Below are 20,129 nucleotides of genomic sequence, written 5' to 3' on the forward strand. Positions count from 1 at the left end.
GTTCCGATCCGCGATCAGAACTCCTGCCAGTCCCCATCGGCGAGTGCCGGTTCGGGCTTGCGGGCGACCGGCTTGCGGGCCACCGCCTTCGGTGGCGCTGCCGGCCGCGGTGCTGCGGCCGCCGCGATGGCCTGGCGGACCGGGGCACTGACGGTGGCATGCAGCTTGAACACCGACACGCTCTGGGTCAGCGCACCGGCCTGTTCTTCCATGGAACGCGCGGCAGCGGTGGCTTCTTCGACCAGTGCAGCGTTCTGCTGGGTGGTCTCGTCCATCTGGGTGATGGTCTGGTTGACCTGTTCGATGCCGGCGCTCTGTTCCTGCGAGGCGGCGGAGATCTCGGCCATGATGTCGGTCACGCGCTGCACGCTGGCGACGATCTCGCCCATCGTCGTGCCGGCTTGGTTCACCAGCGCCGAGCCGTCGGCCACGCGGTCCACCGAGTTCTCGATCAGACCCTTGATCTCCTTGGCGGCATTGGCCGAACGTTGGGCGAGGGTGCGCACTTCGGAAGCGACCACCGCGAAGCCGCGACCCTGTTCGCCCGCGCGTGCCGCTTCAACGGCGGCATTGAGCGCCAGGATGTTGGTCTGGAAGGCGATGCCGTCGATGACCGAAATGATCTCGGCGATCTTCTTCGACGACTGCTCGATGTCGCGCATCGTGGTGACCACCTGGCCGACCACATCGCCACCCAGCGAAGCCACGCCGGCGGCACCGATAGCCAACTGGTTGGCCTGGCGGGCGGACTCGGCGTTCTGGCGCACGGTGGAGGTCAGTTCCTCCATCGAGGCGGCGGTTTCTTCCAGGTTGGCGGCCTGCTGTTCGGTACGGCGCGACAGGTCGTTGTTTCCCGATGCAATTTCACCGGCGGCGGTATTGATGCTGGTGGCCGCCATCTGGATGCCGCCGACGATCTCGGTCAGCTGGGCGACGGTGGCGTTGGCATCGTCGCGCATGCTGGCGAACACGCCATGGAAGTCGCCTTCCATCCGTGCGGTCAGGTCGCCGCGTGCGATGGCCTGCAGCAGCTCGGACACGTCCGCCAGATTGCCGTCCGTGGTCTCCATCAGGCGGTTCAGGCCTTCCACCATGTCGCGGAAGTCGTACTGGTACTTCTCGGCGTCGCCGCGGTGGGTGAAATCGCCGGCCGCGGCGGCACTGGCCAGACGCTTGATCTCGCCGTTGATCGCGGACAGATTGGCCTTGCACATGTCCATCGCTTCGGTGATGACCACCTTCTCGCCCGGCAGGCGGTCCATGTCCACCGACAGGTCGCCCACGGCGTAGCGGCGCATCACGTCCACGGCGCGCATCTTCACGCCGATATGCTGTGCCACCAGCGCATTGGTGTCGCGCACCATGCGGCCGTATTCGCCGGGGAAATCGCCGTCGTCGATGCGGTAGCTGATCTGGCCGTCGTCGTGGCGGCGCGCCATCTCGCCCTGCGCGCCGATCACCGATACCACCTGCATCTGCATGCGCTGCATGGCGGACAGCAACTGGCCGACCTCATCCTTGCGCGACGTGTCGATTCGGCCGTCGAGCTTGCCGGCGGACACGTCGTTGGCGACGCGCACGGCTTCGTCGACCGGTTTGACGATGGCACGCGCGATGACCCAGCCCAGGCCGATCGCCAGCAGCGTCAGGCCGATCATGCCGGCGACGATGGCGCGCGCACTGGCGCGGTAGCCGGCGTCGGCATTGGCGATCTCTTCGTTCAGTACGTCGACGCTGTGCTCGTTGAGCGTCTTCAGCGCAGCGAACAGGTCGCGGCGGCGCGGACGCGACTTTTCGTCCGAGACGGACTGCGCAAGCACGTAGTCACCTGCTTCAAGCGCGGCATCGATTTCCTTGCGCGCGTCGAAATAGGCGGTCAGCTTCGTGGTGACGTCGGCATACAGCTGCTTCTCTTTGTCGTCGGTCGGCAGCGCCTCGAACAGCGCCTGCTGCTCTTCGACGATCTTCTTGCTGGCGGCCATGCGCTTGTTGTAGTCGATGATCGCGTCGGGTTCGTCCAGGCGAGTCAGCTGGGCGATCTCGAAGGTCCGGAATTCGCCCAGCTGCGAACGTACTTCGCCCATGTACTGGACGGACGGCATGTCGACGCCGCTGACGGCCTGCAGCTGTTCAACGCGCCGAGGCGCAGCAGCGAGAACACGCCCAGGATGACGGTCATCAGGGCGGTGAGGGCGAAAGCGACGGCCAGCTTCCGGCCGATGGACAGGTTCTGGAACCATTTCATGTGATGCATCTCCGGTTGAGCATGGAAGGCGTGCAGCCAGCCAGCGCCCACGGGTATGTGGACGTCGCGGTATCGATGAGGGGTTCCCCGTCCCGATCCGGCCTTGCCGGCGTTGCATCGTCTGCAGAGGAGGTAACGGCGGCCCTGGTGGCTTCTTTATGACCGTTCGGCGGGAAAGTAATCGTGTTTACCTGATTGCCGGCCTGCGTCGCGCGCGAACTGTGACGCGCGCGACGCGTCCGGCGTGGTGCGCGATCAGAAATGCATCTGTGCGCGCAGTTCGAACACGTCGGGGCTGGCGGAGAACGCGCCGCGCTCGGCATCCACCTTCACGTAGTTGGCCTGGAACTTGAAGTTCTGCGCGAGGTACCACGTGGCACCGAGCGTCCAGTTGTCTTCGCGGCCGCCGGCAATGCCGTCGCTGTCCAAGTCGATGCGGCTGTAGCGTGCAAGCAGTTCAAGCGCACCGTACTTGCCCTTCGGCTTCGGATTGCCGACGTTGCCGGCGCTGTAGGCGCGCGACTCGCCGGTCACCATCCAGCTGCCGAACACGTAGGCGCCATCCGCCGAATACGAAGGCAGGCCGAGCTCGCGCGTGGTCTTCTGGCGCAGGTATTCGCCCTGCAGCGACCACGCGCCATGGATCCACAGGGCTTCCAGGCCGTTGCGGTCGATGCGGTCCACGCGCGTCAGCGTGCCCGAGTCCACCAGTCGTACCGCCGTCAGTGCGGCTTCCGGCTTGGCGCGCCAGCGCGCGCTCGGGTAGACGGTCACGCCCAGTCCGTTGACTTCGCTGTCCGGTCGCTCCTGTGCGGCCGAGATGCCTAAGTGCAGCACGTTGCCGGCCTGCTTGAGGGGGGTCCATGCCACGCGCGCGGCGGCGGTGTCGCCCTTGTTGTTGCCCTGCAGGTCGGATTCGAAGAAGTAGCCGGCGTTGACGATGTAGGCCTCACGCTCGAAGGCCCAGTCGATGCCGGTGCGGCGCCCCTGGTAGAACGCCTGCGTGGGCAGCGAGGCTTCCACGAAGGCTGCGCTGCGCGTGGCGGTATTGCCTTCGAATCCCAGCGGCAGCTTCATCTGGCCGACGCGCAGCTTGCCTGCATCGTGCCCGAACAGCGCCTTGGTTTCGACGCGCAGGGCGACGTCGTTCCAGGTCTTGGCTTCGAAATCGAAGGTCGCGCCGAAGTCGTACACGCCCTTGCGCTTGAGCGTCACGCCGATCTCCTGCCGGCGCCAGGCGTCGTCATCTTCCAGCGCCGCGCCGTTGTAGCCGGTGCCCGAGAAGTGGTTGGCGTCGTACTGCAGGTTGCCGCCCAGGCTCAGCTCGGTGCCGTTGGCGAAGGTGATCTTCGGCGGCCAGGCGGTGGCGCGGGTGCCGGCGTCTTCGGCATGGGCGCTGGCATGGATGGCCATCAGGGCCAGGGCGAGGGTCGACACGTACTTCATGGATTTACCTGCTGGGTGTGGGCAAGCGCCCGCCTGCCGCGACCAGTCTACGGTCGCGTCCGGTGACGGCGCATTCGTAAAAAAGTGGAGCGGCGGCGTCAGGCCGCCTGCAGCGTCTTGCGTGCGCGCACCAGTCCGCCGACATCGACGATCAGGGCCACGCGGCCGTCACCGAGGATGGTGGCGCCGGAAATGCCGTCGATGCGGCGGTAGTTGTTTTCGATGTTCTTGACCACGACCTGCTGCTGGCCGATCAGCTCGTCCACTTCCAGCGCCAGCTTCTGGCCGTCGGCTTCCACCACGACCACCAGCGGATCTTCCGCCTCGCTCTGGCCGTAGCGGTAGTAGTCGTTCAACGACACGATGGGCAGGTATTCGCCGCGCACGCGCAGCACGCGGCCGTCGCCGGCCACCGTACGCACGTCCTCGGCCTGCGGCTGCAGGGCCTCGAGCACGTAGCCGAGCGGCAGGATCAGGGTTTCCTCGCCGACCGACACGCCCATGCCGTCCAGGATGGCCAGGGTCAGCGGCAGCCGGATGACCACGCGCGTGCCGCTGCCGGACGCGCTTTCCAGTTGCACTTCGCCACCCAGTGCCTGGATGTTGCGGCGGACCACGTCCATGCCCACGCCACGACCGGAGAGATCGGTCACGGCTTCGGCGGTGGAGAAGCCCGGCTGGAAGATTAGGTCCCAGACCTGCGAATCGCTGGGATTCTCCGGCACGGCCAGGCCGCGCTCGGCGGCCTTGGCCAGGATGCGCTCGCGATTCAGGCCGCGGCCGTCGTCGCTGACTTCGATGACGATGTGGCCGCCCTGGTGCGAAGCGGCGAGGGTGATCGTGCCGGTTTCGTCCTTGCCCGCCTCGCGGCGCGCATCGGGCAGTTCGAGGCCATGGTCGATGGAGTTGCGGACCAGGTGCACCAGCGGATCGGCGATGCGTTCGATCAGGCCCTTGTCCAGTTCGGTGCCTTCGCCGATGGTGCGCAGGCGCACCTGCTTGCCGAGGCGTGCGGACAGGTCGCGGACCAGGCGCGGGAAGCGGCGGAACACGGCATCCACCGGCAGCATGCGCACGCCGATGACGGCTTCCTGCAGGTCGCGCGTATTGCGTTCCAGCAGGTCCAGACCGGCGAACAGGCGCTCGCACTGGGCCTGGTCGAGCAGGCCGGAGACCTGCTTCAGCATGGCCTGGGTGATGACGAGTTCGCCGACGAGATTGATCAGGCCGTCGATCTTGTCGACGCTGACGCGGATGGAGGTTTCTGCGGTGTCGTTGGCGGCGGGCGCGGCGCCTGCCGGTGCCTGCGCACCGCTGGCGGTAACCGGGGCGACCGGCTGCGCAGCCACGGCCACGGCGTCCACCGGCACCGCATCGCGCTGCATCGGCTGGATGTCGAGTTCGCAGTCGTCCACGACCCAGGCGAACACGTCGTCGACGGCGCTGCGCGGCACCTTGCCGATCAGGCCCAGGTCCCATGCGAGATAGGCTTCCAGCGGATCGATCTGCTCGAAGCCCGGCAGGCGTTCCATCCGGCACGCGATCTCGAGCGGACCGAGGTGTTCCAGTTCGCGCAGGATGCGCAGCGGATCATTGCCGCTCATGAACAGCGACGGCGCGGGGGTGAAGCCGATCTTCCAGCCTTCCGGCGTTTCGTCGGCCTTGGCGGCGGCGGGCGTGGCGGCAGGCGCATCCTGGCCGGACAGGACGGCGTTGAGCCGGTCCTTCATGGCCTGCACGGCGGCGGGGTCGGCCGGAGTGCCGTGTTCGGCCTCGGCCAGCAGGGCACGCAGCACGTCCACCGAGGCCAGCATCGCGTCGACCGCCGGCGGGCTGACGGCGCGCTGGCCGGCGCGCAGTTCGTCCAGCAGGGTTTCCAGTACATGGGTCATGCCGGCGATGGCGTCGAAGCCGAACGTCGCCGAACCACCCTTGATGGAATGCGCCGCACGGAAGATGGAATTGATCAGGTCGCCGTCGCGGCTGCCCTGTTCCAGCGACAGCAGGCCGGCTTCCATGGCTTCCAGCCCTTCGCGGCTTTCCTCGAAGAACGTGGCGTGGAAGCGCTGCATGTCCATGTTCATTGCGGTGGAGCCCTGTGGCGGTATGCGAAGTGGGGAGGAAGTGCGGGGCTCAGCCCAGGACTTTCTGGACGGTGGCGACCAGCTGTTCCGGATTGAACGGCTTGACCAGCCAGCCGGTGGCACCGGCGGCCTTGCCTTCGGCCTTCTTGTCGGCGGCCGATTCGGTGGTCAGCATCAGCATGGGCGTGAACTTGTAGTCGGGGATGCCGCGCAGGGCGCGGATCAGCGAGATGCCGTCCATGTTGGGCATGTTGACGTCGGTGACCACCGCGTTGAACTTCTGCCCCTGCGCACGTCCCAGCGCGACCTGGCCATCTTCGGCTTCATCCACCGAATAACCCGCCGAAGTCAGGGCGAAAGCGACCATCTGTCGCATCGAGGCCGAATCGTCCACTACCAGAATGCGTGCGCTCATGCGGCGTTCTCCACTTGTTGCATGTTGTTTTCGTTGTTGGTGGTCGCCAGGCCAAGCTGCGGCGCGAGGCCGAGCAGGCGTGCCGCGTCGCGGAAGCTCTGGCTGACCGCGCTGAAGTCGGTGGCCAGCCCGGCCTGCTCGCGCTGGCGCACGAAGCTGCACAGCACCTGCAGGCTGGCGGTGTGCACGCGCTGCACCGTGCCGGCGTCCAGCACCAGCGGGCCAGGCTGTGCGACATGCATGGCCAGGTGTTGCTTGAGGTCGGTGGCGGCCTCGATGCCGAGGTCATCACCCAGGGGCACTGCGCTCATCGTGTCTCCGGAAGGGCGGCTCTAGTGGGGTATCGGCGCACGCGGGCCACTCTTGAGCGTCCGGTGTGAATATGTGATGCGCGTCGACCTGCCATCGCCATGGCCTAGGTGAGCAGCTGCGAGGCATCCAGCAGGATCACCGCGCGTTCGTTCAGGCGCGCCACGCCGCGGAACAGCGGATTGGCGATGCGGCCGACGCGGGCGTTGTCCGGGGATTCGATCTGGTTGTCGGTCAGGTTGGCGACGTCCTCCACCGCGCTGACGCGCAGGCCGAGGGTCTCGCCATGTTCCTCGAGCACCACGATGCGCGTGGCGGCATCGGTGTCGATCGCATTGCGGCCCAGGTACAGGCCCATGTCGATGACCGGCACCACCTGCCCGCGCAGGTTCATCACGCCCAGCATGTGCGGCGCGGCACCACGCAGGGGCAGCAGGGTCGCGGGGCGCACGACCTCCTGCACCTTCAGCAGTTCCAGCGCGTAATGCTGCTGGTCGCAGCGCAGCCGCAGCCAGCGGGTCTTGCGTTCGGTCGCGCGGCGGCGCTCGCCGGTATCGGGCAATGCCTCCTGCAGGTAGGGCTTGCTCGGCAGCGGCGGCAGCGCGCGCGGCGCCTGCACGGGGCGTGCAGCGGGTGCAGCGACCGGAGCGGCGACCGGCGCGGCTTCGGAAACCCGCGCGGTGGGCGCCGCGCTTCCGTGCAGGTCGTCCAGCAGGGCCTCGAACTCGTCGTCGCTGATCATGTCGCTGGCGCTGCCTGCGCGCGCAGGTGCGACGGCGAGCGCAGGCGCGGGCGGGGCGGTGACGACGGGTTCGCTGGGGGGGCTGGTTACGGCGGTGGGCGCGCCGCTGCCGTGCAACTGGTCCAGCAGCGCTTCGAATTCGTCGTCGCCGATCATGTCGGCGTCGCTGCCTGCACGTACCGGTGCGATCGCCAGCGCAGGGGGAGCTTTGAGGTTCGCGGCGGGCGGTGCCGGTGTGTCGGCCGCATCGGGCGATGTCCCGGTGGCGGCTGTTTCCGCGGCGACCGCGGTCAGGGACGGGGCGGCAGCGGTCGCCGTGCCCACGTCGCCCAGCAGGTCGTGCAGGTAGTCGTCGAGGACGGCGGGCGTGGTCATGCGGCTTGCTCGGTGGCGCGTGCTTCCGTCAGCAACAGCCAGTCCAGGGCGCGGCGGTACGCCGACAGGCCGCGGCCGGGATACTGCGCGGCGGGGCTGGAACGGGTCAGTGCATCGACGCTGCAGATGCGCGTGTCATTGGGGATGGCGTCGTTCCAGACGCGTCCGCCGTACTCGTCCTGCATCGCCTTCAACGTCTCGGCACCGGTGCGGGTGCGCTTGTCGTAAAGCGTGGGCAGGATCGAGACCGGCAGTTCGCGATGGCGCGAGCGCTGGATCATGTCGGCGGTGCGGCACATGCCTTTCAGGCCGTGCAGAGCCAGCGGTTCGGTCTGGGTCGGAATGATGACGTGGTCGGCGGCAGCCAGTGCATTGACCATCAGCAGGCCCAGCGTGGGCGGGCAGTCGAACAGCACGTGGTCCCAGGCTTGGCCGCCGCGCGCGAGCGCATTGGACAGGGCCAGGCCCAGGCCTGGCTGGGTGGCGCTGCGGCGCTCCAGCGTGGCCAGCGGTGTCTGTGCCGGAACGAAGGCGAGGTTCTCGATCTCGGTGGCGCGCGCCACGCTGGCGAGCAGCGGCGGCTGCTCGTCGAACAGGTCCAGCACGCCGGCAGGCTGCGGCTCGGCGGGCACGCCGAACGCGCGCGTCAGCGACGCATGCGGATCCAGGTCGACCAGCAGCACGCGACGGCCACGCATGGCCAGGGCGCGCCCGAGGGCGAGGGTGGTGGTGGTCTTGCCGACGCCGCCTTTCTGGTTGGCGATTGCCCACACGCGCATCACTGGACTCCTTCATGGACCTGGGGCGCCGGCGGCGCTCCGGGCATGGGCGACGCGGCGTGGGTCGGCAGCGACGGCAGTGCGATCACTGACGGCGCTTCGACGGCCTGTTCCTGGGCATGCAAGTTCGGTGCCGGGCCGGCCGGGCTGGCCAGGATGATCAGCAGCACGCGGCGGTTGGCGTTGCGGCCTTCGAGGGTGGCGTTGTCGCCGATCGGCCGGAACTCGCCGTAGCCGATCATCGCCAGCCGCTCCGGCGGAATTCCGTCGCGGACGAACAGGTGCACCACGCTCGCCGCACGGGCCGAAGACAGTTCCCAGTTGGACGGGAACTGCGCGGTGCGGATCGGGCGGTCGTCGGTATAGCCTTCCACGCGCACCGAGTTGGGTACGTTGCCCAGCACTTCCGCCAGCTTGCCGACGGTCTGCTGCGCCTGCGGATCCAGCGCCGCCGAGCCGGTGGCGAACAGGATGTCGCTGTTGATCTGCACTTCCAGCCACAACTCGGAGCGCTTGATGACCACCAGCTTCTCGTCGATCAGCGGCGCCAGCGCGCGCTCCAGGTCATCGGCGATGCGCTTGAGCTCGCCCTGCGCGCTCTGCAGGCCCTTGGCGTCCAGCGAGAGGTTCATCTGCGAGGCCATCGCCGCCAGCAGGGTGACGTTGGGCGAAGGCGAGGGCGCGGAGGGTCCCTGTTTGGCACCGGACTTGATCGGCGAGGGCCGGTCGAAGTCGGCACCCTGCAACTGGTGGTTGCCCACCTGCACCGGGTTGATCGTGCGCGGGGCGCCGCCGAAGGCGGCCGTGAGCGCATCGGCCATCACGCGGTACTTGCCCTCGTTGATGGTGGAGATGGCGTACATCACCACGAAGAAGGCCAGCAGCAGCGTCATCAGGTCGGCGTAGGGGATCGCCCAGGCCTCGTGGTTCGCATGCTCCTCGTGTTTCTTCCTGCGCGCCATCGCCGTCGTTCCGCAGGGGTCAGTTCAGGAAGCCGGCCAACTTGGCCTCGATGTTGCGCGGGTTCTCGCCCTGCGCGATCGCGATCAGTCCTTCGATGATCATTTCCTGTTCGCGGCTGCGCCCGCCGATCACGCTCTTGAGCTTGCTGGCGATGGGCAGGAAGAACAGGTTGGCCGAGGCGATGCCGTAGATCGTCGCGGTGAACGCGGCGGCGATGCCATGGCCCAGCTTGCTGGGGTCGGCAAGGTTCTTCATCACCGCGATCAGGCCGAACACGGCGCCGATGATGCCCAGGGTGGGGGCGTAGATGCCCATGGCCTCGAAGACCTTGGCGGCCGCGAGATCCTGGTGTTCCTGGCCGTTGAGGTCGATCTCCATCATGTGGCGGATCGATTCGGGCTCCACGCCGTCCACCAGCATCTGCAGGCCCTTCTTCAGGAACGGGTCGTCCTGCTGGTTGACCAGCGGCTCCAGCCCCAGCAGGCCCTGCTTGCGGGCGATGTTGCTCCAGTCGACGATCTCGGCGATCAGCGCATCGCCATCGGTGCCCGGTGGCCGGATCACCCAGCGCACGATGGACAGCGCGCGCTTGAATACCGGCGGCGGCGTATGCACCAGGATCGCGGCGATGGTGCCCAGGATCACGATGACGAAGGCCGCCGACGACCACAGCGAGGACAGGCCCGCGCCCTTGAGGATGCTGCCGCCTACCAGGGCGACCAGCGCCAGGATGAGTCCGATGAGGCTGAAGATGTCCATGTGCAGATCTATCGGCCCGGTTCAGGTGGACTTGAGTCGTGAGTCCTGTAGGAGCGACGCAAGTCGCGACCGTGATCACACAGACACCGGGTTGTCATGCCGCGCGTGATCTGGAATCGCGAGCTGTCGCCTGGCGGTTGCAGCAGCGACGTTATTTGCGACCGGGTCACACCGCCATCCAGGCGTCATGTTGTGCAGGGCGTGCGGTCGCGACTTGCGTCGCTCCTACAGGGAGCACGATGCGTCACGCCGTCGCGCGCAGGCCGTCCACGTCCAGGATCAGCGCCATGCGGCCGTCGCCGATCAGGGTGGCGCCTGCGTAGCCGGGCAGGCCGCGCACGGCGCGTGGCAGGGGCTTGATGACGACTTCTTCGCGGCCGCGCACCTGGTCGACGATCAGGCCGAAGCGTTGTTCGCCCATCTGCAGCACCACGATGGTGAGCAGGGGCGTCATCACCGGGTCCACCTGCAGCCAGTGGCGCAGGTCGACCAGGGGCAGGGTATGGCTCTGGCGGTCCAGCACGGCCTGGCCATCGAACCAGCGCAGGCTTTCGGACGGTGCGTGCAGCACTTCCATCACGCGCGCGAGCGGCAGTGCATAGACGGGGTCGCCGGCCTGCACCAGCAGGGTGGGCAGGATCGCCAGGGTCAGCGGCACGCGGATGACGAAACGGCTGCCGCGCCCGATGTCGGAATGGATGGTGATCTGCCCGCTGAGTTCGCGGATGCGCGATTGCACCACGTCCATGCCCACGCCGCGGCCTGAGATGTCGGTGACCTCGGCCTTGGTGGAGAAGCCGGGCAGGAAGACCAGCTGCAGGCATTCGTCGTGGGTCAGGCGCGCGGCGGCTTCGGGATCGATCAGGCCCTTTTCCAGCGCCTTGGCGCGCAGGCGTTCGGGATCGATGCCGGCGCCGTCGTCGCGGATTTCGATGGTGACGAAGTCGCCTTCCTGCTGCGCCGACAGGCGTACGTGGCCGGCACGCGGCTTGCTGCAGGCTTCGCGCAGGCTGGGCACTTCGACACCGTGGTCGATGGCGTTGCGGACCAGGTGCACCAGCGGATCGGCCAGCGCTTCCACCAGGTTGCGGTCCAGCTCCGTCTCGGCGCCGACCAGTTCCAGGTCCACTTCCTTCTGCAACTGGCGGGCAACGTCGCGCGCGACCTTGGGAAAGCGCGAGAACACCTTGCCCACCGGCTGCATGCGCGTACGCATCACCGCCGTCTGCAGGCGCGCGGTGGCGATGTCGAGGCTGCTGACGGCGCGGTCCAGTTCTTCGTCGCGGATGCGCGCGCGCAATGTCTTCAGGCGGTTGCGCGACAGCACCAGTTCGCCCACCAGGTTGACGATGGCGTCCAGCCGCTTGGTGTCCACGCGGATGGTCTGTTCGGTTTCGCCACCGGTTTTCGCGGCCGGCTTCGGTGCGGCCGGTTTCGCAGGCGAAGGTGCCGGTCGCGCGACGGGTGCGGGCGCAGCGGCGCGGGTGGGTGCGCCATCGCCGTGCAACTGGTCCAGCAAGGCCTCGAACTCGTCGTCGCTGATCAGGTCCGCGCCGGCCGCAGCGGGCGCGGCGCTTGTCGCGGCGGTGGGTTTCGGCGCGGCGGGTGCGGCATCCCCCCGGGTATCGAACTGGTCGATCAGCATCTGCGGGGCGTGCGGCGGGTCTTCGCCGGCACCGATCGCATCCAGCATCTGTTGCAGCCAGTCCAGCGATTGCTGGGCGGCATCGAAGTGTTGCGGTTCCAGCGTCGCCTGGCCGGCGCGCACCAGGCCCAGCGTCTCTTCGGCCGCATGGCACAGGTTGACCATCGGCTGGATGCCGAGGAAGCCGGCGCCGCCCTTCAGGGTGTGGAAGCCGCGGAATACCGCGTTCAGCTGCTCGCTGTCGGAGGGGTCCTGTTCCAGCGTGACCAGTTGCTCGCCCAGCCGGTCGAGGATTTCCTGCGCTTCGATCAGGAAGTCGGCGGCGATTTCAGGGGTGACGGCGGACATGGGCGGGGCAGGTACCGGGACGGGTGATCAGCGGGAGGAGTCGAGCAGGTGCAGGGCGTGCGCGTGGCGACGCCGCAGGAAGCGGCCGACCAGGACATCGCAGACCAGCAGCGATCCCACGAACAGCAGGACGAGGGGATGGCAGGAACGGCGGGCGGAAGCGTCGGGCATGGCAGGTCTCCGGTTCCGCTGCGCGTTCGCGGGTGCCTACAGCCCCAGTCCGGAGAGCAGGTCGTCTGCGTCGTTCTGTGAAAACGCGTTGCGGTCCAGACCAGCAACGGCCGGACCGGCCAGATCTGAAGGGTTCTTCTTCTCCGGCGGCGGCAGGCCCAGCGCGCCGAAGCCCTCGTGCACGCGACGGACGATGCCCGCGACGCGACGGATGATCTGGCCGGTGAGGTCCTGGTAGCTCTGCGCCAGGGCCATCTCCGACAGCCCCTTGCCGATGCTGTCCACCAGCGCCGCCTGCTCGGGCGACAGCGCGGTGCCCTTCAGTTGGGTGGCGTAGCCACGGCACTGTTCGGCCAGGTCCAGCGTGGCGTGGCTGGCCTGTTCGGTCATTTCCACCACATGGTCCAGGCGCGCGCAGGCGTCGTCCAGCTCGCCCGGTCCGGTGGGTGGCAGTTCGCCCAGCGTCTGCGCCAGCTCGCGCGCCAGGCGGCCCAGGCCCTGCATCATCGGCTGCGTGCGCCAGGCGGCGATGGCATCCAGTTCGCGACGCCAGCCGGCTTCGTCGCCCTGTTCCAGGGCATCCAGCGCGTGCTGCAGTTTTTCCACCAGCGCGGCGCGTGCGCCGGCGACATCGGCCACGGCGCTCATCAGGCAGCGGCTCCCAGGCGTTCGAAGATCTTGCCCAGCTTCTCTTCCAGCGTCTGCGCGGTGAACGGCTTGATGATGTAGCCGTTCACGCCGTTCTGCGCCGCCTCGATGATCTGCTCGCGCTTGGCCTCGGCGGTGACCATCAGCACCGGCAGGGTCTTGTAGCGGTCGTCGGCGCGGATGGCCTTCAGCAGCTCGATGCCGGTCATGCCGGGCATGTTCCAGTCGGTGACCACGAACTCGAAGCTGCCCTGGGACAGTGCGGTCAACGCGCTGTTGCCGTCTTCGGCCTCGGCGGTATTGGTATAGCCCAGGTCATTGAGCAGATTCTTGATGATGCGGCGCATGGTGGAAAAGTCGTCCACGATGAGGATGCGCATGTTCTTGTTGGCGGTCACATCGAACTCCAGTAAAGCGTGCCCGGTCAGGGGCGACGGCAAGGCAGGGGCTGCACGCGGCGGCCTACCGGAGCCTTATCGGCAGGCCGTGGGGATTCTTCAGTCGTTGTCTTCCAGGCCGGCGTCGGCCTTCTCGAACACCTGCAGGCGTCCGCGCAGCCGCACCATGGCCTGGCCGTGGATCTGGCAGACGCGCGACTCGCTGACGCCGAGGACGGCGCCGATCTCCTTCAGGTTGAGCTCCTGCTCGTAGTACATGGACAGCACCAGCTGCTCCCGTTCGGGCAGGTGGCCGATGGCCTTGACCAGTTGCTGGCGGAACTCGCTGCGCTCCAGGTGCTGCTGCGGCGAGGGGCCGCCGGTACGCGCGGTGTTGGGTTCGCCATGGTCGTCGATGTGCGATTCCAGGCTCAGCACCTGGCCACGCGCGGCATCTTCCATCAGGCGCAGGTACTCGGGCAGCGGCATTTCCATCGCACTCGCCACTTCGGTGGCGATGGCGGCACGGCCGGTGCGCTGTTCGATCTCGCGCACGGTGGCGGCCGCCTGGCGGGCGCGACGGTGGACCGAGCGCGGTACCCAGTCGCCGCGGCGGATCTCGTCGATCATCGACCCGCGGATGCGGATGGAGGCGTAGGTCTCGAACGAGGCGCCCTGCTCGGCATCGTAGCTGCGCGAGGCTTCCAGCAGGCCGATCATGCCGGCCTGCACCAGGTCGTCGATCTCCACGCTGGCCGGCAGGCGCGCGGCCAGGTGATGGGCGATGCGGCGGACCAGGTCGGCGTGCTGGGTGACGAAATCGTTCGCACTGCTGCGCTGTACGGCGCGGTATTGGGCGGCGGCGGTGTTCATGCGGCGACTCCCCGCTGGATCAGGCGTTCGACGAAGAACTCGACGTTGCCGCGCGCTCCCAGAGGCGGCTGCCAGCGTGCCGTCATGCGCGCGATCTCGGCGATGGCGCGGGCCGACGGGCTGCCCGGATAGGCTTTCACGACGGGCTGCTGGCGCTGCACCGCACGGCGCAGCCAGTCGTCCTGCGGCACCGCGCCGAGGTAGTGCAGGGCGACATCGCCGAGGAAACGCTCGCAGACGCGGGCGAGTTTTTCATACAGCTTCCGGCCCTCGTTGGGGTCGCGGACCATATTGGCGATGACGTGCACGCGGTCCAGGCCGCGCTCGCGCGCCAGCACCTTGATCAGCGCGTAGGCGTCGGTGATCGAGGCCGGCTCGTCGCAGACCACCACCACGGTGTCCTGCGCGGCCTGGCAGAAGGTCAGCACGCTGTCGGTGATGCCGGCGGCGGTGTCGACCACCATGAAATCCAGCGCCCGCTGCAGTTCGGAGAACACGTTGACCAGGCCCACGTGCTCGGCCGGCGCCAGTTCGGCCATGTGGCGGAAACCCGACGAGGCGGGAACCACCAGCACGCCCTCGGGGCCTTCCAGCAGTACGTCTTCCAGTCCGCAACGTCCTGCGACCAGGTCGGCGAGGGTGAACTTCGGCGACAACCCGAGCAGCACGTCCACGTTGGCCAGGCCCAGGTCGGCGTCCATCAGCAGCGTGCGCTTGCCCATTTCGGCCAGCGACACGGCCAGGTTGACCGACACGTTGGTCTTGCCCACGCCGCCCTTGCCACCGGTGATGGCGATGACGCGCACGGGATGGAATGCGCCGGCGGCCGGCGGCGTGCTGCGGGGATTGGTCTGCAGCAGGTGGTCAGGCGACATGGGTGGCCTCGGTCGAGCAGGGTTCGTCGGCTTCGCGGCGCAGCTGGTCCAGCCGCAGCACGAGGTGGGCGCTGTTGGCGCGGTGGAGATCGTGGGGAACGCGCTGGCCGTCGGTTACCCAGGTCATCGGCAGCTGGTGGTCCACGACCACCGACAGGGCGCTGCCCAGGCGGCCTGTCTCGTCCAGCTTGGTCAGCACCACGCCTTGCGGCTGCACGCTGCTGAAGCGGCGGACGACCTCGTCCAGGTCGGAGAAGTGCGAGTTGGCCGGCAGGCACAGCAGGGTCTTCACCTGGCCCGATGCGCGCAGCCAGTTGAGCTGGCCCACCAGGTTGCGGTCGCGCTGGCCCAGGCCGGCGGTATCGATCAGTACCAGCTTGTAGTCGCGCAGGCGCTCCAGCAGCAGTGCGAGGGCCTGCGCGCTGTCGGCCTCGTGCACGGCGATGCCGAGCTGGCGGCCGTAGCCGTGCAGTTGCTCGCGACCGCCGACCCGCACGGTGTCGGTGGTGATCAGCGCCACGTCGCGTGCGTTGTAGCGCTGCGCGAAGCAGGCGGCGAGCTTGGCGATGGTGGTGGTCTTGCCCGCGCCGGTGGGGCCCACCAGCGCGATGACGCCGCCGGTTTCCAGCAGGTCGGTGTCGACCACCGGCAGCTTCTTCGACAGCAGGCCCAGCATCAGGCCACGGCCGCGGTGCAATTCGGTGTCGGCGGGAATCTGCAGGGCGATGTCGCGGGTGATGCCGGCGTCGAAGCCGTAGTCTTCCATCAGTTCCATCGCCTGCATCCGCACCGGCGAACCGCGCAGGCGTTCGTCGGTGAGGCGGTGCATCTCGCGCTCGATCATCTCGCGCATGGCGGACAGTTCGCCGCGCATCTGCACCAGCTGCTCGTCGCTCTCGCGGGCGTGCGTGGCGTTGTCGGTGACGACGGTCAGCGTCGGTACGGTGACGGCAGCGGGCGCCGGTACCGGTGCGATCACCGGTGCACGCGTGGCGTGCAGCGCGACGACCGGCGCAGGCTCGGGTTCCGGCAGCGACACCGGCGGCGCGATCGAGGGCAGCAGCGCATCCAGGTCGAGCGTGTCATCGGCGTCGGCGCGCGGCGCGGGCTGACGGCGCGGCGGTGCAGCGGGTTCGCTCGCGGCGACCGGCTCGTTGGCGGGAGCGGCCGGCAGGCAGGCGGCCAGCTTGGCGGCGAAGGATTCGGGTTCGATCAGCAGCGGCGCGATGTCGCGGACGACCGGCGCCGGAATCTCGCCGGTGATCGGCGCGGGCGTGGCGGCCACCGGCGCGCGTGGCGCTGCGACGGGTGCTGCCGGCGGTGCGATCGACGCAGGTGCGGCGACGGCCGGCTTGGCGGTCCCGGCACGCGGTGCAGCGGGGACGGCCGGCTGGCGGCGGGCGAAGTAGCTGGCGGCGGCTTCGGCCGGTGACAGGGCCGGAGCGTTCGCGGTCGGTGCCTGCGGCGCCGGGTCGAGCAGCGGATGCAGCGGCGCAGGGGGCGTGGCCGGGCGCATCGCTTCCAGCGTGCGCTGCACCAGCGCTTCGTCGTAATTGCTGGCAGCAACGATCTCGATGCCATCCTCGGTCACCCGGTTGGACAGGATCACCGCGTCCGGGCCGTGTTCCTGCCGGACCATCGCGAAGGCGGTGCGCATGTCGGGGGCGACGAAGCGTTTGATTTTCATGGCGTGCTATCCGGTTCGATGTCGCGTCGGGTTCTGCTGCTTCCGGTCTCAGCTGATCGTGCCGACCAGCTTCAACCGCTTGTCCTCGGGAACCTCGCTGTAGGCCAGCACCGACAGCGAGGGGACGCTGTGGCGGACCAGGCGGGCGAGGGCGGCGCGGACCGAACCCGGTACCAGCACCACCGCAGGCTCGCTGCGGGCTTCCTGCTTGTTCACCACGTCGGCGAGGCTCTGGTGCAGGCGTTCCGCCAGTCCCGGTTCCAGCGCCGCGCCGGTTCCCTGGGTACTGTCCTGCAAGACGCGTTCCAGATTCGGCGCCAAGGTATAGACGGGCAGTTCCGGCGCCATGCCGGAGATTTCCTGCACGATGAACCGGCCCAGCGAGGTGCGTACCGCAGCGGTCAGTGCGGCCGGATCGGCGTTCTGCGGGGCGAACTCGACCAGCGCCTCGACGATGCGGCGCAGCTGGCGGATCGGCACGCGCTCGATCAGCAGGTTCTGCAGCACGCGCACCACCGTGGCCAGCGGCAGCGCCTTCGGGGTGAGGTCCTCGACCAGCTTCGGCGCGCTGCGGCCCAGCTGGGACAGCAGCTGCTGCACTTCCTCGTGGCCCAGCAGCTCCGGCGCGTGTTCGCGTACCAGATGCGAGAGGTGGGTGGCCATCACGGTGGCCGGATCGACCACCGTATAGCCCAGCGATTCGGCGGTGGCTTTCTGGTGCGACTGGATCCACACCGCGTCCAGCCCGAACGCCGGGTCCTTGCCGGGGATGCCGTCGATGGCGCCGAACGCGCCGCCCGGATCGAGGGCCAGCTCGCGGTCGGGATGGATCTCGGCCGACGCCACCGGCACGCCATGCACCAGCAGGCGGTAGCCGTTGGACGGCAGTTCGAGGTTGTCGCGGATGTGTACCGGCGGCACCAGGAAGCCGAGGTCCTGGGTCAGCTTGCGGCGCACGGCCTTGATCCGCGACATCAGTTCGCCGCCCTGGTTCTTGTCGACCAGCGGGATCAGCCGGTAGCCGACTTCCAGGCCAAGTGGGTCGACCGGGCGCAGCTCGTCCCAGGTCAGTTCGGCATTGCGGTCGGGGGCTCCGGGTGCAGGCAGGGCCGCCAGGTCGCCGGCAGCGGCCTCGGGGCTTTCCTGGGTCCGCTTCCACATTTTCCAGGCCAGGTAGCCCAGGCCGGCCGCGAGCGTCAAAAAGGCGACGTTGGGCATGCCGGGCACCAGCCCGACCAGGCCCAGTACGCCCGCCGACACCGCCAGCGCCTTGTGCTGGCCGAAGGCCTGGCCCATCACCGCCTGGCCCATGTCCTGCGAGCGCGAGGCGCGCGTCACCAGCATGGCGACCGAAGACGACACCAGCAACGCAGGCAGCTGCGCGACCAGGCCGTCGCCGATCGACAGCAGGGTGTAGGTGGAGGCCGCGTCCGCCGCCGCCATGCCGTGCTGGAACATGCCCACGGCAAAGCCGCCGACCAGGTTGATGAACAGGATCAGGATGCCGGCGATGGCGTCGCCGCGGATGAACTTGTTGGCACCGTCCATCGCGCCGTAGAAATCGGCTTCCTCGCGCACTTCCTCGCGGCGGGCCTTGGCTTCCTCGCGGGTCAGGATGCCGGCATTGAGGTCGGCGTCGATGGCCATCTGCTTGCCGGGCATCGCGTCCAGGATGAAGCGCGCCGACACTTCCGAGATGCGCCCCGCGCCCTTGGTGATCACCACGAAGTTGATGATGGTCAGGATGGCGAACACGACGATGCCGACCGCGTAGTTGCCGCCCACCACGAATTCGCCGAACGCGGCGATGACCTTGCCTGCGGCGTCATGGCCGTTCTGGCCATTGAGCAGGATCACGCGGGTGGACGCCACGTTCAGCGCCAGCCGCAGCATCGTGGTCATCAGCAGGATGATCGGGAAGATGGTGAAGTCGAGTGGCCGCTTCACGTACACCACGGCCAGCAGCACCACCAGCGAGATGGCGATGTTGAAGCTGAAGAGCGCATCCAGCACCGGCGGTGCCAGCGGCACCACGATCATGGCCAGCAGTGCCAGCACGACCAGGGGTGCGCCGAGGCCGTTCTTCAGCATCTCCATCCAGCGCATGCCGCCGACGGGTTGCGCACTCATGCCTTGCCCCCGTGCTCATCCACGTCCACCGCGGGCAGGTCGGGCAGCGGGGCCTCGCCCACGCGCCAGGCACGCAGCTGGTACACGTAGGACAGGATCTGGGCGACGGCGGCGTAGAGTCTCACGGGGATTTCCCGGCCAAGTTGACCTTCGCGATACAAGGCGCGTGCCAAAGGGGGCGCCGAGACGATGGCGATGCGGTGGGCATCGGCCACTTCGCGGATCCGCATGGCCAGTTCGTCCACGCCCTTGGCGACCACCGTGGGTGCGCCCATCTGACCGGCCTGGTATTTCAGCGCCACCGCGTAATGGGTCGGATTGACCACGATCACGTCGGCGGTGGGCACGTCTTCCATCATCCGGCGCTGCGACAGCTGGTGCTGCATCTGGCGGATGCGGCCCTTGACCTCGGGGCTGCCCTCGCTTTCCTTCATCTCTTCGCGGAGTTGCTGGCGCGTCATCTTCAGTTTCCGCAGCCAGTTCCATTTCTGGTACGGCGCGTCGATGGCGGCCAGCAGGATCAGGCCGCCGGTGGTCGCCAGCAGCAGGGTACTGGTGAAACTCAGGCCGCTGCGCACGGCCTGTTCCAGCGGCATGGTCAGCAGTTCCCGCAGCGGGTTCAGGCCCAGCTTCACGCAGATCGCCGCCGCGCCGCCGATCAGGGCCACGCGCAGCAGCGACTTCAGCAGCTCGGCCACGCTCTCGGCGCCATACAGCCGCTTGAGGCCGGCAGCGGGGCTGAGCCGCTTGAAATCCGGCATCAGCGCCTTCTGCGAGAACTGGAAGCCGCTCATCGCGATCGGTGCGGCCAGGCCGGCCAGCACGCAGATGCCGGCCACCGGCGCGACCACCGCCAGCAGCTTCAGCAGCAGCAGGCCGACATGCCCGAACAGCTGGTCCGGCTGGCGCATCAGCGCGGGGTCGGGCGTCAGCGCGATCTTCATCCAGCCGAGCGTGTCGCGTGCCAGGCCCGGGCCCATCGCGATGATCGCCAGCACGCCGGCCCCGAAGACAGCCGCCGTCGCCAGCTCGCGCGAACGCGGGATGTTGCCCTGCTCGCGGGCTTCGCGGCGTCGTTTTTCGGTAGGAAGTTCTGTGCGTTCGCCGCTTTCGTCCTGCTCAGACATGGCGCGTTTCCGACGGGGTCGGGTAGGTCACTGCAAGACGTGTTCCAAACCAGCGCCGGCGCGGTCTGCTGCTGAAGAAATCCGCGGGCGCAACCGATGCGACCCCGCTTCGTGATGATAGTAATTGGTGT

General features: G+C 68.2%; 17 protein-coding genes and 1 pseudogene. All 18 read right to left on the reverse strand.

What is annotated here, in order from left to right; genetic code table 11:
- Positions 1–14 precede the first annotated feature (14 nt).
- The 18 genes and pseudogenes from AC3DET_RS10545 to flhB all read right to left on the reverse strand — a co-directional run bounded on the left by AC3DET_RS10545 (position 15) and on the right by flhB (position 19,998).
- A complete protein-coding gene (locus AC3DET_RS10545; RefSeq protein WP_488391558.1) occupies positions 15–2,102 on the reverse strand; it encodes a methyl-accepting chemotaxis protein in 2,088 nt (695 codons plus the stop codon).
- Between the two features lie 398 nt (positions 2,103–2,500).
- Positions 2,501–3,691, reverse strand: a complete 1,191-nt coding sequence (locus AC3DET_RS10550; RefSeq protein WP_488391559.1) for an OprO/OprP family phosphate-selective porin — start codon at positions 3,689–3,691, stop codon at positions 2,501–2,503.
- Positions 3,692–3,789: 98 nt separating this feature from the next.
- Complete coding sequence (locus tag AC3DET_RS10555; protein ID WP_488391560.1) at positions 3,790–5,775, reverse strand: chemotaxis protein CheA; 1,986 nt, start codon at positions 5,773–5,775, stop codon at positions 3,790–3,792.
- Between the two features lie 49 nt (positions 5,776–5,824).
- On the reverse strand, positions 5,825–6,190 hold the full coding sequence (locus tag AC3DET_RS10560; protein WP_192202671.1) for a response regulator: 366 nt from the start codon (positions 6,188–6,190) through the stop codon (positions 5,825–5,827).
- The gene (locus AC3DET_RS10565) at positions 6,187–6,501 is read right to left on the reverse strand and encodes an STAS domain-containing protein (RefSeq protein WP_192202670.1); all 315 of its coding nucleotides are present in this window, start codon (positions 6,499–6,501) and stop codon (positions 6,187–6,189) included. Before AC3DET_RS10565 ends, AC3DET_RS10560 begins: the two co-directional genes overlap by 4 nt.
- Before the next feature lie 104 nt (positions 6,502–6,605).
- Positions 6,606–7,616, reverse strand: coding sequence for a chemotaxis protein CheW (locus tag AC3DET_RS10570; protein ID WP_488391561.1), 1,011 nt, complete (start codon positions 7,614–7,616; stop codon positions 6,606–6,608).
- On the reverse strand, positions 7,613–8,395 hold the full coding sequence (locus AC3DET_RS10575; RefSeq protein WP_142124926.1) for a ParA family protein: 783 nt from the start codon (positions 8,393–8,395) through the stop codon (positions 7,613–7,615). Before AC3DET_RS10575 ends, AC3DET_RS10570 begins: the two co-directional genes overlap by 4 nt.
- Positions 8,395–9,357, reverse strand: a complete 963-nt coding sequence (gene motD / locus AC3DET_RS10580) for a flagellar motor protein MotD (RefSeq protein WP_192202668.1) — start codon at positions 9,355–9,357, stop codon at positions 8,395–8,397. Before motD ends, AC3DET_RS10575 begins: the two co-directional genes overlap by 1 nt.
- Positions 9,358–9,376: 19 nt before the next feature.
- Positions 9,377–10,117 carry a flagellar motor protein gene (locus AC3DET_RS10585; protein ID WP_488391562.1) on the reverse strand — a complete coding sequence of 247 codons (741 nt, stop codon included), beginning with the start codon at positions 10,115–10,117 and terminating at the stop codon, positions 9,377–9,379.
- Between the two features lie 244 nt (positions 10,118–10,361).
- Complete coding sequence (locus tag AC3DET_RS10590; protein WP_192202666.1) at positions 10,362–12,110, reverse strand: chemotaxis protein CheA; 1,749 nt, start codon at positions 12,108–12,110, stop codon at positions 10,362–10,364.
- 27 nt (positions 12,111–12,137) lie between these two features.
- Positions 12,138–12,281, reverse strand: coding sequence for a hypothetical protein (locus tag AC3DET_RS10595; protein ID WP_337732114.1), 144 nt, complete (start codon positions 12,279–12,281; stop codon positions 12,138–12,140).
- A 36-nt stretch (positions 12,282–12,317) separates the two neighbouring features.
- A complete protein-coding gene (locus tag AC3DET_RS10600; protein WP_488391563.1) occupies positions 12,318–12,929 on the reverse strand; it encodes a protein phosphatase CheZ in 612 nt (203 codons plus the stop codon).
- Positions 12,929–13,309 carry a chemotaxis response regulator CheY gene (locus tag AC3DET_RS10605; RefSeq protein WP_192202794.1) on the reverse strand — a complete coding sequence of 127 codons (381 nt, stop codon included), beginning with the start codon at positions 13,307–13,309 and terminating at the stop codon, positions 12,929–12,931. Before AC3DET_RS10605 ends, AC3DET_RS10600 begins: the two co-directional genes overlap by 1 nt.
- A 117-nt stretch (positions 13,310–13,426) precedes the next feature.
- Complete coding sequence (locus tag AC3DET_RS10610; RefSeq protein ID WP_192202664.1) at positions 13,427–14,179, reverse strand: RNA polymerase sigma factor FliA; 753 nt, start codon at positions 14,177–14,179, stop codon at positions 13,427–13,429.
- A pseudogene (locus AC3DET_RS10615) lies at positions 14,176–14,988 on the reverse strand (MinD/ParA family protein); the annotation flags it as partial. The gene AC3DET_RS10610 and the pseudogene AC3DET_RS10615, both read right to left, overlap by 4 nt.
- Before the next feature lie 55 nt (positions 14,989–15,043).
- Complete coding sequence (flhF, locus tag AC3DET_RS10620; protein ID WP_446539615.1) at positions 15,044–16,741, reverse strand: flagellar biosynthesis GTPase FlhF; 1,698 nt, start codon at positions 16,739–16,741, stop codon at positions 15,044–15,046.
- A 48-nt stretch (positions 16,742–16,789) separates the two neighbouring features.
- Positions 16,790–18,871: a flagellar biosynthesis protein FlhA gene (flhA, locus tag AC3DET_RS10625; protein ID WP_337732111.1), complete on the reverse strand. Its 2,082-nt coding sequence runs from the start codon at positions 18,869–18,871 to the stop codon at positions 16,790–16,792.
- Positions 18,868–19,998 (reverse strand): flagellar biosynthesis protein FlhB, encoded by a 1,131-nt coding sequence (gene flhB / locus AC3DET_RS10630; RefSeq protein WP_337732110.1) that lies wholly within the window; start codon positions 19,996–19,998, stop codon positions 18,868–18,870. Before flhB ends, flhA begins: the two co-directional genes overlap by 4 nt.
- Positions 19,999–20,129: the final 131 nt, after the last annotated feature.

Source organism: Pseudoxanthomonas sp. 97-1-1, assembly GCF_057773125.1.

Excerpts from the sequence above, each read along its gene's own strand:
- AC3DET_RS10605 (WP_192202794.1), bottom strand. The coding sequence starts at position 13,309 with ATGCGCATCCTCATCGTGGACGACTTTTCCACCATGCGCCGCATCATC.
- AC3DET_RS10565 (WP_192202670.1), bottom strand. The coding sequence starts at position 6,501 with ATGAGCGCAGTGCCCCTGGGTGATGACCTCGGCATCGAGGCCGCCACC.
- AC3DET_RS10570 (WP_488391561.1), bottom strand. The coding sequence starts at position 7,616 with ATGACCACGCCCGCCGTCCTCGACGACTACCTGCACGACCTGCTGGGC.
- AC3DET_RS10610 (WP_192202664.1), bottom strand. The coding sequence starts at position 14,179 with ATGAACACCGCCGCCGCCCAATACCGCGCCGTACAGCGCAGCAGTGCG.
- AC3DET_RS10545 (WP_488391558.1), bottom strand. The coding sequence starts at position 2,102 with ATGCCGTCCGTCCAGTACATGGGCGAAGTACGTTCGCAGCTGGGCGAA.
- AC3DET_RS10585 (WP_488391562.1), bottom strand. The coding sequence starts at position 10,117 with ATGGACATCTTCAGCCTCATCGGACTCATCCTGGCGCTGGTCGCCCTG.
- AC3DET_RS10550 (WP_488391559.1), bottom strand. The coding sequence starts at position 3,691 with ATGAAGTACGTGTCGACCCTCGCCCTGGCCCTGATGGCCATCCATGCC.
- AC3DET_RS10590 (WP_192202666.1), bottom strand. The coding sequence starts at position 12,110 with ATGTCCGCCGTCACCCCTGAAATCGCCGCCGACTTCCTGATCGAAGCG.
- flhA (WP_337732111.1), bottom strand. The coding sequence starts at position 18,871 with ATGAGTGCGCAACCCGTCGGCGGCATGCGCTGGATGGAGATGCTGAAG.
- motD (WP_192202668.1), bottom strand. The coding sequence starts at position 9,357 with ATGGCGCGCAGGAAGAAACACGAGGAGCATGCGAACCACGAGGCCTGG.
- AC3DET_RS10595 (WP_337732114.1), bottom strand. The coding sequence starts at position 12,281 with ATGCCCGACGCTTCCGCCCGCCGTTCCTGCCATCCCCTCGTCCTGCTG.
- flhB (WP_337732110.1), bottom strand. The coding sequence starts at position 19,998 with ATGTCTGAGCAGGACGAAAGCGGCGAACGCACAGAACTTCCTACCGAA.
- flhF (WP_446539615.1), bottom strand. The coding sequence starts at position 16,741 with ATGAAAATCAAACGCTTCGTCGCCCCCGACATGCGCACCGCCTTCGCG.
- AC3DET_RS10560 (WP_192202671.1), bottom strand. The coding sequence starts at position 6,190 with ATGAGCGCACGCATTCTGGTAGTGGACGATTCGGCCTCGATGCGACAG.
- AC3DET_RS10600 (WP_488391563.1), bottom strand. The coding sequence starts at position 12,929 with ATGAGCGCCGTGGCCGATGTCGCCGGCGCACGCGCCGCGCTGGTGGAA.
- AC3DET_RS10575 (WP_142124926.1), bottom strand. The coding sequence starts at position 8,395 with ATGCGCGTGTGGGCAATCGCCAACCAGAAAGGCGGCGTCGGCAAGACC.
- AC3DET_RS10555 (WP_488391560.1), bottom strand. The coding sequence starts at position 5,775 with ATGAACATGGACATGCAGCGCTTCCACGCCACGTTCTTCGAGGAAAGC.